This window comes from Rosettibacter sp. KY25, assembly GCF_057554405.1.
On sequence record NZ_BAAJAO010000018.1, the window covers coordinates 30,077 to 45,184 of the forward strand.

Genomic DNA, 15,108 nt, shown 5'->3' on the forward strand with positions numbered 1-15,108 from the left:
AAACCCACTCGTTTGATGAGCATATATTCCGTTTGAATCGAACCATAGTGGAATTGAGACCTTTGGCCTTGTGGTCGAGCCACCCTGACCGGAAGACCCGTTTGAATCGAACCATAGTGGAATTGAGACTTTGTAGCCTTTGCAAGGCTACTGTCACCTGGTTTTGTTTGAATCGAACCATAGTGGAATTGAGACCTCGTACCAGTGTTCTCCTTCGACTCCCCGTGCATTAAGTTTGAATCGAACCATAGTGGAATTGAGACGTAATAGCATCCAAAACAGCAACAATGGCAGAATCTGGTTTGAATCGAACCATAGTGGAATTGAGACTTCTACTGTAGTTCGATTAAAAATTTATACTCAACTCAAAGTTTGAATCGAACCATAGTGGAATTGAGACTATTCTTTGTATTCAGCTTCTTTCTCAAACTCAAGGAATTGTTTGAATCGAACCATAGTGGAATTGAGACCCCCATAAGGGAGAGTATCCTGAAGTTTCTTAATTGTTTGAATCGAACCATAGTGGAATTGAGACTGAGCAAGTGCTAAGATTAATTTTTCCTCATCTTTTGTTTGAATCGAACCATAGTGGAATTGAGACATATTTATTGATTAAATTTTTAACAAGAGGATCTTTAGTTTGAATCGAACCATAGTGGAATTGAGACAGAATATCAATAATTATTTGTAAGCGAGAAGTTTGCTGGTTTGAATCGAACCATAGTGGAATTGAGACCGCACTTGATAGTACACGTTAACCTCCCTGTCTTGGTTTGAATCGAATCCGCCAATGCAATGGAATCAATAACGGGAGGCGGATAAACCATAGTGGTCACCTGTCAATGAAAGAATTTAGTAAAAAGAAAATTTATGGTTAGCAAAGGGGGGTAGAAAAAAATTAAGAAAGTGCTCTAGGTATTTCTGCAGTAAGCAATTAAAAACTTTCCGCTAAAAAAAGATGTTGTTCTTCGCATCTGATATTACACATAAGTGTAAAAAATACACTTATCATAACACTGCACTTCAGAATATCACTGCCTATATTTCTTGCCTATGAAAATTCCTGCATCCGCTGTACATCCCACTAGAACATTCCTAATAAGTTCTACATCTCAAAAAAGTTGTTATAACTTAGCTGCTTAAATGCTTGCATGAACTGGATGTTGTTCCGAATTTGATTTATTGATTATCAAACAGTAATCTTTTATTTTAGTTTGAGTTATGTTTTTATTTAGATTGCATTACAAATGTGCGGATAATTAAAAGGTATTCTTTCTAAGATTTGATTTTACTTGTTAATAAATACTTAACTTATCACGAGGGAGAAAATGGAGTTTGAAAGTATTAGTCTTTCTATCTCAGTAACAATAAAGAAGTACTGTAAATTTGATGAGGAAAAGGATCGCTTACGAATTGCAGATTTTATAGAAGAACGCTTTATAGAAAGGTACTTTAACCCTTTAAGAGTGGATCGTAACAAAAAAATGTTTTTTGTATTATGGCACTCTGTTGTTTAATGATAGAAGTTTTAGAATCATTCTGGGAGGGATTAGAGAACTCAAAAAATAAAAAGCAGAAAAGTGTTCAAGAAATTTTTCAAACGTTGTTTAGACCAAAAAATGGGAATTAGGTATTTTTTACAATTTGAGTGATGACTTTTATGAAGGGGTGCGTAGTTGTATATTACATCAAGCGGAAACTACGAACGGCTGGCTTATAAAAAGGTCAGGTGATTTGTTTGATTCTACTACTAAATCAATTAATGCAACTAAGTTTCATTACGAACTCGAGTCTGTTTTAAAAGCTTATCGTAATGAATTGAAGTCCAGCGATTGGAATTCAAAAATCTGGAAGAATTTACGAAAAAAGATGGGACACATAATCAATAATTGTAAAACAAGAATGAAACAGGAATGGAAGTTTTCTATTTTGCATATGGTTAAAATTTGTACAGTGAGTGTCTGTGTTCGCAGAATAAATCAGCGAAGATCATTGGTCGTGCCTTTATAAAATGCAGGAAGTTGTTATTTAATAAACTTAGTAATGATGGTCTAGGGAAGGCTAATTTGGTAAAATCTGGGTGATAAAATTTGATTCAAAAGAAAAAGAGTAACATTCTATAACTGTAAAAGCACAGTTAACTGATAAAAATACTAGTTGATTCCGTCACTTACTTACCTGAAAATTTCACATCTAATCTACAACCTTGTAAAATCTTATAAAGAATTGGTCCTTTCAGGAGGTCGAGAACATAATATGCCTTATATTATTTATCTGGAGACATTCCTTGTAATATCTAATTAGAAAGCGTAACGATGATTTTTAACCTGTATGTTTGATTATTCGCCTCTATTAGATTAATATGTTCATCACTCTCTAAATTCTTAGTGGGAAACCATCATAAAATTCTTTATTATATTTAGTGCGTTAAACAATTAAATTAATTAACTAATATATAGTTTATTTTTTGTGTTAATGTATTTACAAATTTTTTATTTGTCTTGTATTGTTAAAATTGTTTTACATATAAGTGTAATGGATAAATAACAATATTCTTGAAATTAATTTTACTATTTACAAAATTAACAATTATATATTGGTAATTATATCTATTGATTTTATAATAAATGCTTCCATATCAAACCAATAATAGAATATTAGAGCTTGAAAAATTATTTAGTGAAAATCCTCGTCTTTTATCCGGGAATCTCCAAATAATTGCATGTGCTGGGGCAGGAAAAACAGATTTTATATCATGGCGAATTGCTTTTCTTATTTATAAAGATATAGCCAAAACCGAAAATATTGTAGCCTTTACATTTACAGAACGTGCAGCTGAAGAACTGAAATTCCGCATACGCCATCATATTAAAGAACTTCTTGGACGCCAACCAGATATGGGAGACATGTATGTTGGTACCATCCATAGTTTCTGTTTCAAACTTTTACAGGAATTTATTCCAAAGTATAGAGTTTACGATGTTCTTGACGAAGGCAAGCGATATGCTTTTATAAGTTCTATTAAAAACGATATTGATTATAAATCGCTTTTGGATTTATTATACAGTAACTCTAATAGACCATTTAGACAAACTGAACAAAGTTGGGTTCTGAATTCTTTTTTAAGAAGTGTAGATATAGTAAGAGAAGAATTGCTAAGCCCTAAAGAAGTATCGATCTCTGATTCATTTACGGAAGCATTCACGATTTATGAAAAAGCATTAGAAGAAAAACGATTCCTCGACTTTAGTAGTATGATAAGTATCGCCGTAAATCATTTGAAGTCTGACCCCAATTTGCTAAAAGCTGTTCGTGAAAAATATACACATATCACCGTTGATGAATATCAAGATGTGAATCCAATACAAGAAAAATTAATTAATCTTCTAGCAGGAGAAAATGGGAATCTTTGTGTAGTCGGCGATGATGATCAATCAATTTATCAATGGCGCGGCTCCACTGTGGAGAATATTCTTACATTTGAGCAGAGATATAAAAATGTTTATAAATATGAACTTACAACCAACTACAGGTCCACAGATTATATTATTAATTGTGCTAATACTGTGATTAAAAATAACAACCCAAATAGACTTCAAAAATTGATGAACCCCGGTAGTGGCAAGGGACAAAAAGGAGATATATATAAGTTAACGTTTAAAAACCAGGAGGATGAGATTAAATTTATCGTTGATAGAATTAAAGAATTAATCGGTGTTGAATATAAAGAAAAAGATAAAGAACCTCGCGGTCTCACCTACTCTGATATAGCTATCTTCTTCCGCTCTGTCCGATACGATGCTCAACCATATATTGACGCACTTCAAGAAGCTGGAATACCAGTTGCGGTCTCAGGAATTGGCGGACTTTTTAACTCTCCTGAAGCCGATATCATCTTTGAACTTCTTTCTTATATTGGAGACTTCGGGAAAATTTGGGATAGAGAAACTGGTGAAGGTCAGGTACCAGAAATAGAAAATATATACGATTATGCTAAAGACCATTTCTTGGTCTCTTCAAAGAAGCAGTTTATGAAGTACTTCGAGATTTTGAAGCAACAGGTAAAAAATAAAAGTCGCCTCTCTCTGCAAGGATTGTACATGGATATTCTCTATGGTCTTGGCTTCCAAAATGAAAATACACACTTTGATAGAGACCCAGCAAAACAAGGAGAAAAAGAAATAAAACTCTATAATCTTGGACGAGTGAGTCAAGCGATCACAGATTATGAATTGACAAGAACCTATACAACCTACCGTGATATAAAAGGCTTCTGTTGGTTCATTTTAGATTATGCACAAGGTAATTATGATGCTGGTGCGGGTGATGATTTAACACTTTCCTTAAATGCCGTTCAGGTTATGACTCTTCATGCTACGAAAGGTCTTGGTTTTCCCGTAGTTTTCATGCCATATAGTGTTAAAAGAAAAGATTGGCCACTCGATACTGGATTTCTTGACCCAAATAAATTTGATTTCACACGCTACAAAGGCAGTAATTTTGATGAAAGAAGACTTTTTTATGTTGGAATGACAAGAGCAAAAAAATTTCTTTGTATATCCTATCCTAAACAAGCAATAGGAACAACACGGCTTCGAGAACCTTTACCATATTTCAATGAAATACCAGATACTTTTTGTATAACGAAACCCATACCAGATCCTGCACGCCGTGTAAAAAGCAAACCAAAACAAGGCGACACAGAAATCAGATTCCCAACAAGCTACAGCGAATTAAGTTATTATATTTCGTGCGGATATGATTATAAACTTCGGTTTATCTATGGATTTAATCCTCAATTAGTAGAAGCACTGGGATATGGTAAGCAAATTCATAACATAATAAACATACTTCATAAAAAGGCGCAGGAAACTAAAAAGGTACCATCTCTCAATGAAGTTATTCGTTTGATAAAACAGCATTTTTATCTTAGATATGCCTCTAATACTGTGCGGGAAAAATTAGCCAAAGGTGCAATGAATTGCATCGAAAACTACATGAGAATCTGGAGGAAAGATTTTTTGCTGAGTATTAAAACCGAACGACCATTTGAACTGGAAGTAGAAAACGCTTTAATTTCAGGTTTGATAGATTTACTTAAGCGAAGTGATAATGAAGATGATAATATATTAGAGATCATTGATTTCAAAACAGGAAAACACCGTATCGAAGGAGAACAGATGCCCCTGCAAGTACAGCTCTATACAATAGCTGCAAGAGAGGCTCTAGGGCTAAATGTCAAAAAAGCATATTTACATTTTCTTGATGATAAAAAAGCATCCAGAATTGAAATACCGATTACACCAAAACAGCTCGATTTGGCAATGAGGACAATTTCTCATACTATTAAAAGTATAATGTCACGTTCGTTTCCAAGAGATGCTAAAAATAATCATGTATGTCAAGCATGTGACTGGAAAAAAATTTGTCCGCAAAGGAAAATATGAAATCAACAAACCAAAAACACGCAGAAGGACATAGACAAAGATTAAGAGACAAATTCATAAAATCCGGGTTTGAAGGATTTCACGACTATGAGATTGTAGAACTTTTACTTACGTATGCTATTCCTCGAAAGGATACTAAACCGGCCGCCAAAGCATTGATTCATAAGTTCAAAACCATCTCACATATACTCGATGCATCGCAAGAAGAATTACAAGCTATTGAAGGTTTGGGGAACAACGCCGCTTTGTTTTTGAAAATTCTCCGCGAGACAATAACAAAATATTTCCAGGATGCAATACTCGTAAGAAAAGCTTTTCTTAAGCTCGATGATCTCGTTATATATCTTCGTGCTGTTCTTGGTGGAAGGAAAAATGAAACTCTCCACGTATTATATCTCAACAGCAAGAATGAACTCCTTTCTGCAGAAGACTTTGGAGAAGGTACTGTTACAGAGGCAGTCGCATTTCCACGCAGGATTGTAGAAAGTGCATTAAAGCAGAATGCAACCGCAGTTATCATTGCCCACAATCATCCCGGCGGTGTTGCAGAGCCTTCAGGAAACGATGATGCTATTACAAAAGCTATTCGAGATGCTTTAAAAACTGTAGATATCGATTTGCAGGAACACATTATCATTAGTGACGATACATTCTATAGCTATAGAAAAAATGGTTTCTTTGATTAAAGGAGAATAGTAAAATGCCAAACAACAAAAACAATAAAAACAATACAAACAACATGCCCACTGGACTTTACTGGCAGGGGAAAAAGACCGAAGTAGAACGAATTTCCCTGCCATTCCAGACAATTGAAACAATAAATGAATCCCGCGCAACACGGGAAAAAGAGAAAGACACAATCTTTCGAAAGCAAAATAAACCTGACCAAAATATATGGTATAACCGATTGATCTGGGGTGATAATAAATATGTAATGTCTTCCCTTCTTGATGAGTTTGCAGGTAAGATTGACCTGATATATATCGATCCACCTTTCGCGACGGGTGCAGATTTTAGTGTAAAGATTGAAGTAGGCGACCTTGAATGGACAAAAGAGCCATCCGCAATAGAAGAAAAAGCCTATCGCGATACCTGGGGTAAAGGTTTGGATTCATATCTACAGATGATGTACGAACGATTGGTCCTAATGAGAGAACTATTAAGTGAAAAGGGAAGTATTTATGTACATTTAGATTTTAGAGTAAATAGTCATATTAGGCTAATTATGGATGAAATTTTTGGAAAAGATAATTTTAGAAATGAGATTATTTGGTGTTACACTGGACCATCAAAACAAGGAAAAGATTTTCCAGATAAGCATGATAATTTACTAAGGTATTCTAAGAATATAGAATATATATTCAACGCTGATGCAATAAGAGTTCCTTATAAAAAATCTAGTTTGGCTACAGGTAAAACCACATTAACTGGAAGAAAAGACGATAAGTATCTTATTGAACTCGACAAAAGAGGTAAACTACCCGAAGATTGGTGGTCTGACATAGCAACTATTGGATATAAGCATAATGAAATTTCTGGTTTTACCACCCAAAAACCAGAAGCTCTTCTTGAGCGTATCATTAAAGCTTCTTCAAACGAAGGCGATCTTGTAGCAGATTTCTTTTGTGGGTCTGGTACGACAGGCGTAGTTGCGGCGAAATTGGGTCGGCGCTGGATAATGACAGATATTGGCAGGTATGCCATCCACACAACAAGAAAACGCCTCTTAGACATTGAAGGCTGTAAACCTTTTGTTGTGCAAAACCTTGGTAAGTACGAGCGTCAGTACTGGCAGGGCATTACATTTATTAAAAAAACAGATGAGCAACTCCCTCTCTACGAGTATATTAAGTTTATCCTTGAGCTTTACCACGCTGAGCCAATCACAGGTACAATGTGGATACATGGTAAAAAAGGAAAACGCCTTGTACATGTTGGTGCTGTGGATGCACCTGTCACGCTTGCAGATATACAAGCATGTGTTGAAGAGTGCAAGAAGATGAAGCAATCTGCTCTTGATATCCTTGGCTGGGAATGGGAAATGGGCTTGCACGACGTTGTTCAGAAATTTGCCAAAGAGCAGGGTGTAGATTTACAACTTCGCCATATACCTCGGGAAGTAATGGATCCCCGTGCCGCAGAGAAAGGCGATGTTACTTTTTATGAACTTGCATATCTTGAAGCAGAAGTAAACAAAAACAAACACGGTGAATTTGTAGCCGAACTAAAGGACTTTATCATTCCAAATCACGATCTCATCCCCGAAGAGGTGCGTTCCAAAATTAAAAAGTGGGCAGACTATATTGACTACTGGGCAGTCGATTGGGATTACAATGATGATACGTTCCACAACATGTGGCAATCATATCGCACCCGCAAGGATCGCACACTTGCACTGAAATCCGATCCACATACATACGAAAAGAAAGGTAAACACAAGGTGCTCATAAAAGTCATTGACATTTTTGGAAATGATACCACAAGGTTGGTGGAGGTAGAATCATAATGTCTAAAAGAAGAAAATCGACAAGGAAAACGAAAATCTTAGGAGAGAAAAAAACAATTATAAGTCTTGAACAAAAGTTGCCGGAGATCCCTAATAGAAATAAATATGAGCGACCGACAATGCATCTTGTAAAGGACGGCAAAGGTGGATACAATATTATAAATGAACGACGTCCGAGCAAAAACCTTCTTGTTGAACAAATCCGTAAAGAAGTTGATGCATGGAGAGATTCCGGGTACACTAAGCCTTCTGGAATATCAAATACATCGTTTCGTTTACTTGAATGGTGGTTCGATGAAACACACTATATTAACGGCGAAGAGTTCAAATTTTATTTTTGCCAGCGCGAAGCTATTGAAACGATTATATATCTCTATGAGGTTAAAGGCATTAAAGATAATGCAATTCTCGCTGAACTATACATGGATCCACAAGCCTATGGAGACGATCTTTTTGCACAGAGAAAGAAAATTATTGAAACAGCCAAGAGTGAACGTATTCTCGTTCGTCGAGTTCCCGAGACTGGACAGATAGCTCAACAAGAACTACCCCCACCCGATTTAACTCGCTATGCTGTAAAAATGGCAACTGGCTCTGGAAAAACTTTTGTCATGGCATTAGTTACTGTGTGGTCATATTTTCATAGGAAATATGAAAAGCATTCACCTCTCAGCAAAACTTTTCTCATTATTGCACCCAATGTTATTGTCTTTGAGCGTCTTCGTCTTGATTTCGAAAATGGTATAATCTTTACAAAGTATCCGATGATACCTCCTGAATGGAAGCATGACTGGCAAATGACATGCATTATGCGCGGTGAATCCCGTAAATCTTCTACAGAGGGTACATTATACTTAACAAATATCCACCAATTGTATGAAGATAAAAACAATAGAGATGATTTTGGCAATCCTGTTCAAAAATTGTTAGGTCCCGCTCCTAAATCTGAAGTGGGATCTTGGGAAGAAGATATGTTGGAACGTATTAAAAAGCATGATGAATTACTGATTATGAATGATGAGGCACATCATGTTCACGATGTTGATTTAGAGTGGTACAAAGTGATAATGAATTTACATGAAAATTTAAAAGAAAAATATAGGAAGGGTATCTCTCTCCATCTTGATTTTTCAGCTACTCCAAAAGATCAGAATGGTACATTTTTCCCATGGATTGTATGTGATTATCCACTTGCTCAAGCAATTGAAGATCGAATTGTAAAGGCTCCGCTCATTGTCCATCAAGTTGATAAAGCAGACCCAGAAAAATATACACGGGCTAGTGTGGCATACGCCGAATGGATAAATACAGCAATTAGTCGGTGGAAAGAGCACTACGAAGCTTACGGGAAAGTAAAGAAGAAACCCGTGCTCTTTATTATGGCTGAGAACACAAATGATGCCGATGATATATATGAATTTTTGCAGACAAAAGAACAGTTTAAGGGAAATCGTACACTTTTAATTCATACAGATAAGAAAGGTGAAATCTCAAAGAAAGACTTGGAATCTGCACGTGAGGCTGCACGTTCAATCGATTTGCCTAATAATAAAATTAGAGCTGTTGTAAGTGTTTTAATGTTGAGAGAAGGATGGGATGTTCAGAATGTTTCTGTTATTCTTGGTCTGCGTCCGTTTACATCAAAGGCAAATATTTTACCAGAACAAGCGGTAGGACGAGGTTTGCGATTAATGCGTGGTATTGGGCCACAATATGTACAAATTGTGGAACTAATAGGCACACAGGCATTCGAAGATTTTGTACGAAGTTTGGAAGTCGAAGGTGTTGGCATCGGAGTTACAAAGACTCCACCGCCTATTGGTGTCCATATATATCCTGTAAAAATAAAGAGCAAATATAATATTGAAATCCCTATACTTACACCATCACATAAAAGGCAATTTGAAGGGTTATCATCATTTGATGTATCAGTTCTTGAGAAGAATCCCATGAATCTTACCATCAAGGATGGAAGGATTACAAAAGTAGAATTAATAGAAACCGTAACACAGAAAGTTGTTGCTCAGAAGCAAGTTGTAATAGATACTGGTATTCCTGAGAGTCACGAGATTATATCTCACCTCGCACAGAGAATAATTAAGGAAACAAGGCTTGATGGACAATTTGCATTGGTTGTCCCTATTGTAAAAAAATATATTCAAGAAATATTCTTTGGTACTCTCGTTAATCTTGAGCACGAATCAATCCGCAGGCAATTATCACGTGCAGATGTGACGGATAGGATAGTATCCATATTAGCATTAGAACTTGGTAAACAATGCACAGTTAAAACAAAAACAGAAATGAAAAACGAGCCTATTAGATTAATGGAAACAGAAGGTTTTTATTGGAGGAGAGAATGGACTGAATGTGAGAAGACAGTTTTCAATATCACTCCTTGTTTCAATGATTTTGAGAAGCATTTTGCAGAATTCCTTGATCATGCAAAAGATATTACAAAATTTGCTAAACTTGCAGAGAGCTACACAAGATTCTTCATAGAATATCTTGGCACACGCGGGGCGATTCGAATTTATTATCCAGATTTCGTTGCAGAGCAAAAAACGGAAAACGGCAATAAAATAATGTGGTTAATAGAAACCAAAGGACAGGAAGACCCTGATGTTCCTAACAAAGATGCTCGAGCAATTGAATGGTGTGAAGAAGTTACAAAATTGACGGGAATTAAATGGCAATATTTAAAGGTACCATACAGTAGTTATATCGCTATTACAGGTAATTATGCTAAATTTGCTAGAAATTCATTTAGCGAATTTCTGAAATTATTATCAGATTCTACATTAAACGAAAAATTGTTATAAAAGCTTTACATGTATAAAACTCCAGTTTAATATTAGACTGGAGTAAACGAGAAAATGCCCGTGCACAATTGCGAGTGCTGGTCAAACGCATCCTGCGTAAATACGGTTACCCGCCCGACAAACAAGAATACGCAACACAGCTTGTACTCGAACAAACAGAATTGCTGTGTGAGGACTGGGTGAGTTAGTAATAACTGAATCGGAATGGTAATTATTGATATAACTTTCAAAGAAATTGCTGTATTCAGGCAAGTAATTATTTAACGCTATAATCATTGACATCGAAATTCTGGAGGCCGTACATCAGTTTAAATATTTCATTTTATGTATATTTAATATTATTGAAAGTTAATTTTTGTTTTATTAAATTTATTATATTAAAAGTGAGGGGGATGTGCTCATATTCACACTGATTAGCAACTCTCTTATAATTACTTATTTTAGAAAGTCAATTACTACGAATAGATTTATACATGGATATCATCTTTATCCTTTCGATTATAAATATATATGCATAATTATAAAAAAATGAGGGAACCCATGAGAACTTATTACAATTATTTCGTATTAATTTTCATATTTATTGTGCTTAGTTGCTCGCATTATGATCCCCCAAAGTCATATAATGTAATAAAAGAAATGACATATGATAAATCTTTTGATGAAATATGGAATCGTGCCATTGAGTGGTTTGCAAATCATGGTACACCAATCAAAAATATGGATAAAAGTTCCGGCTTTATTGCAACAGAATATTCTTTGAGTACTGGGCAAATGAATTGTTTGGATTGTGGTTCACCTGGTCAATTTTTATTTGTAGTTCAGAGACTAGAGGATCCTCGAGGTAATTTTAACCTACTTATAAAGAAAACTGATGATAATAAAGTAAAGGTAACAGTTAATTGTTTTTTTAAAGCTACAAGTAATGTTTATAATGATGGTAGATTAACCAGTTCAAAAATCATCGACTGCGTTTCAACTGGTTTATTGGAAAAAGAAATTCTTGAGTATTTGGGGGAATAAATAAAAAATTGTGTATAAACCGAGTTCAAAATAACCACTATTTTCGATGCAGTCGTCAATGTGGTTACAGAGTTTATGTAAATATTAATTGTTGTTTTTATCGTTAGATAAGTTAACAAATTAGATATATCAACAAAATATAGAAAAAATTGAACATCGTCGTTTTATAACACTTTAATATCGACTACATTAGTATAGTGCGCTATAATACGGTGTTTTATTATAATTGTTAAACTTATTGATATGAAACTGTTCGATGATATAGAAAGAAATGACAAGAAACCTTCCTCTTATTCAGAGTCACTATATTCTTTTTTGAATCGTACAGGAAGGGTTGAATATTTGAGTATTCGTAATGTCCTGGAAGAATGGTTTTCCCATTATCCTGAATCTGAAAAAGCAGACCTTTGTGCAAGGTTTTGTTCAGACAATAACTCGCAACATCAAGCAGCATTCTTTGAATTATTTCTTCATGAAATGCTATTAAGAATGGGCTGTCAAGTTACATTACATCCTAAGATATCCAATATGGCAAAGTCCCCGGACTTTCTAGTCACCTCACCGAAGGGTGAAAGTTTCTACGTTGAGGCTACGATAGCAACCAATAATTCGGATGCAAAGACTACCTTTAATGCAAGGATAAATACTTTATATGATGTACTAAACCAAAGAGTAGATTCACCTAATTTTTTTCTGGGTATCAATATTAAAGGCACTTCTACAACTTCACCCCCTGCTAGAAAAATCGCATCTTTTATAAATCAACATCTTAAACAACTCGATTATGATCAAATAACAAAATTATACAGTTCTGGAAGAATAAAGGAAGTTCCTCGATGGTATTTTGAACATGACGGATTGAAAATCGAATTTCAACCAATTCCCAAAAAATCTGAAGTAAGAGGTAAACCTGGATTACGACCAATAGGTTTGCTACATACTGAGGTGCAATATGATAACTTAGTATTTTTAAAAAGTGCAATTACCAGAAAGGCGGGAAGGTACGGAAATCTTGATCTGCCTTTTATAGTGGCAGTGAATGTACTTGAATTCATGGATAGAAATGATATTATTGAAGCATTGTTTGGAAAGATGCAATTAAATGTTGTGTTTCCTAAAAATTGGCCTGATGAACCTATAGATACCATAATAACACTAATCCCAGATGGTGTTTGGACGAAGACCGATGGACCTAGATATACAAGATTAAGTGCAGTACTTTTGGCTACACAACTTTATGTTAATAATATTACTCGTGCAACTTTACGCTTGTATCATAATCCATGGGCAAAAAGACCATATCAATCAGTATTAACTCGACTTTCGCAAGCTGTTATAAAAGACAAACAATTGGAGTATATTGAAGGAGAATCAACATCATTGATTTTTGGTCTCCCTGTATCATGGCCTAATGAGGGAATATAATCCTGATAAAGTGGATAGCGATTAGATTATTAATTCATGTAGATAAATATTCTAAGTGTATTATGAAGACGATACTGCTTTTGCAATATTCTATAACTATTGCTGTATTTGATTGGTAATTTGTTATAAGACTTAATAATTGGTGTACCCAGACGAAACTTTTCTTTCTCATATATCTAAATAAATTGTTTAGATAAGTGTGAATATTTCACTGATATTTGGGGTAGGCAAAAAGTCAAACTTAGTTGAAATTATTTTCGAGAGACTCCGCATAAATTAAGCAACCTTTGTTTGATTTAATCCTAATTCTGTTTTTAATACATCTCTAAGTAAGTATAATCTTTTATAATTGTGTATCCTCCTTAATCGAGATTCTACCTCTATCAAAGCCATTGCAATCCATCTTACTAACATATCCGGCGATTTCCAGTTTTTTATTTTTCTTAAATACCGCGCCAGTTTTGAATTGACATTTTCTATCGCATTGGTCGTTGATAACGATCTACCTAATTCAACTGCTAATCCTAATCTATGTAACGTTAAGGTCTCTTCAAGTCCTTCTCTTAATGAGTTTGCCGCCGAACGGTTCTTTTTTTCCAATTCATTCAATATTTCCATAAGTTTGCTTTTTGCCCCTTCATATGTAGGCTCTCTATAGGCTGATTGCATTCTATAGCGGTAATATTCCTGGTCTTTTTCGTTAAGATAGCTGACAACATTTTCCCTTTTATGCCAATTACATCTCTGAATTAAACAGTATTTGCCAAATGTCTCTTTTACTGCTTTGCTTAAGCCTTTAGAACCATCTAAGACGCATAAAAGTCCTTCCTCAAACTTAAAATTTCTATCAAGTAAATCTTTCAATAACCCTTTAACTGCTCTTGAGTTCTCTGTAGTCGATTGTATAAATCCCAATAATAGCTTATCTCCGGCTATAGTTATGCCCGTTGCTATTACTATTTGTTCTCTTGATAAATACTTCCCGTCTATGAGCAATGCCGTAAAATCGTAATTAGATAAATCTCTTTTTTCATAAGCTTCTAATTCCTTGGAACTCTCCTCTATAAATTTTCTGCTTATTGAGGATTGACTTAGTCCAAAACTTTCGGCTATGGTTTTGCTTAATTTCCCGTAGTCCTTCTGGCTTAGTCCCAACAAGATGCTTTTTATCATCTCTTCTCTCGGACTCTCTTGTTCTTTTAATTGGCTGTAAATGTCATTGTTTTCGACTCTTTGGCTATAATTATCTTTATATCTTGGTACTTCTATTGGGATTTTCTCATCTCCTATTTTTATGCTTCCCGGATTATAACCCCAGCGGTTATATCTGCCCGACTCCGGCTTTTGTCGACTATATCTTTCTCCGCATTTTTTTTCTATGTCTTCTTGCATTAAATTTGTCGCTACGATTCTTAACATTTCTGCATAATCTTGGAATATGTTAAGTTGTTCTTCTATTCCTAAATTTTGGAACCATTCCAGATTTTTGTTCCTATTATTTGTATTTTTCATGTGAGACTCCTTTTAGTTTTTTTTAGTTGCCTAAACCAAAAATTACTAATTTTTTAGGAGTCTCTCTTTTTTATTTTCAACTAAGAATGAATTTATACCTGGGGTATAGCCGACATACACTAAAAAGCTTGATAAATAGCCATTCGATAAATTAATTGCTTTTGGATTCTCGCGGACAGGTCTTATCTAAATCATATTGAGACTCTTTAACTTAATTGCGAACTACATAATATGCGTTATTGATTTTAAAATATATGATTAAAGAAAATAAATTGTTGATGTTGTATAGTAATTCAATTATTTTTAGAGTTATAAGCGTTGTTTTTAACGGGTATTGATGATGGTTTTTGAGGGTACTTATAATAGTTTATTA

General features: G+C 34.7%; 7 protein-coding genes, 1 pseudogene and 1 CRISPR repeat array (1 of these 9 running past the window's edge). Of the genes and pseudogenes, 7 read left to right on the top strand and 1 reads right to left on the bottom strand.

All coding sequences use genetic code 11. From position 1 onward, the window contains the following. Nucleotides 1–736: direct repeats of the CRISPR family, unit length 30 nt; unit sequence GTTTGAATCGAACCATAGTGGAATTGAGAC (it extends 784 nt beyond the left edge of the window). A gap of 1,891 nt (nucleotides 737–2,627) precedes the next feature. The 7 genes and pseudogenes from AC27L2_RS10745 to AC27L2_RS10775 all read left to right on the top strand — a co-directional run bounded on the left by AC27L2_RS10745 (nucleotide 2,628) and on the right by AC27L2_RS10775 (nucleotide 13,223). Further along, nucleotides 2,628–5,447, top strand: coding sequence for an ATP-dependent helicase (locus tag AC27L2_RS10745; protein ID WP_487211772.1), 2,820 nt, complete (start codon nucleotides 2,628–2,630; stop codon nucleotides 5,445–5,447). Continuing rightward, nucleotides 5,444–6,133 carry a RadC family protein gene (radC, locus tag AC27L2_RS10750; protein ID WP_487211773.1) on the top strand — a complete coding sequence of 230 codons (690 nt, stop codon included), beginning with the start codon at nucleotides 5,444–5,446 and terminating at the stop codon, nucleotides 6,131–6,133. Before AC27L2_RS10745 ends, radC begins: the two co-directional genes overlap by 4 nt. A gap of 14 nt (nucleotides 6,134–6,147) precedes the next feature. Beyond that, entirely contained in the window at nucleotides 6,148–7,953 is a 1,806-nt protein-coding gene (locus AC27L2_RS10755; RefSeq protein WP_487211774.1) for a site-specific DNA-methyltransferase, read from the top strand. Beyond that, nucleotides 7,953–10,775, top strand: coding sequence for a DEAD/DEAH box helicase family protein (locus tag AC27L2_RS10760; RefSeq protein ID WP_487211775.1), 2,823 nt, complete (start codon nucleotides 7,953–7,955; stop codon nucleotides 10,773–10,775). The genes AC27L2_RS10755 and AC27L2_RS10760 overlap by 1 nt, the downstream gene beginning before the upstream one ends. A gap of 23 nt (nucleotides 10,776–10,798) precedes the next feature. Further along, nucleotides 10,799–10,963: pseudogene (locus tag AC27L2_RS10765) on the top strand (type I restriction enzyme endonuclease domain-containing protein); the annotation flags it as partial. A 352-nt stretch (nucleotides 10,964–11,315) separates the two neighbouring features. Further along, on the top strand, nucleotides 11,316–11,798 hold the full coding sequence (locus AC27L2_RS10770; RefSeq protein WP_487211776.1) for a hypothetical protein: 483 nt from the start codon (nucleotides 11,316–11,318) through the stop codon (nucleotides 11,796–11,798). Nucleotides 11,799–12,113: 315 nt separating this feature from the next. Continuing rightward, on the top strand, nucleotides 12,114–13,223 hold the full coding sequence (locus AC27L2_RS10775; protein WP_487211777.1) for a hypothetical protein: 1,110 nt from the start codon (nucleotides 12,114–12,116) through the stop codon (nucleotides 13,221–13,223). Nucleotides 13,224–13,499: 276 nt separating this feature from the next. Here AC27L2_RS10775 and AC27L2_RS10780 read toward each other — a convergent pair whose 3' ends face one another. Beyond that, nucleotides 13,500–14,735 carry an IS256 family transposase gene (locus AC27L2_RS10780; protein WP_487211778.1) on the bottom strand — a complete coding sequence of 412 codons (1,236 nt, stop codon included), beginning with the start codon at nucleotides 14,733–14,735 and terminating at the stop codon, nucleotides 13,500–13,502. Nucleotides 14,736–15,108: the final 373 nt, after the last annotated feature.

Excerpts from the sequence above, each read along its gene's own strand:
- AC27L2_RS10745 (WP_487211772.1), top strand. The coding sequence starts at position 2,628 with ATGCTTCCATATCAAACCAATAATAGAATATTAGAGCTTGAAAAATTA.
- radC (WP_487211773.1), top strand. The coding sequence starts at position 5,444 with ATGAAATCAACAAACCAAAAACACGCAGAAGGACATAGACAAAGATTA.
- AC27L2_RS10755 (WP_487211774.1), top strand. The coding sequence starts at position 6,148 with ATGCCAAACAACAAAAACAATAAAAACAATACAAACAACATGCCCACT.
- AC27L2_RS10760 (WP_487211775.1), top strand. The coding sequence starts at position 7,953 with ATGTCTAAAAGAAGAAAATCGACAAGGAAAACGAAAATCTTAGGAGAG.
- AC27L2_RS10770 (WP_487211776.1), top strand. The coding sequence starts at position 11,316 with ATGAGAACTTATTACAATTATTTCGTATTAATTTTCATATTTATTGTG.
- AC27L2_RS10780 (WP_487211778.1), bottom strand. The coding sequence starts at position 14,735 with ATGAAAAATACAAATAATAGGAACAAAAATCTGGAATGGTTCCAAAAT.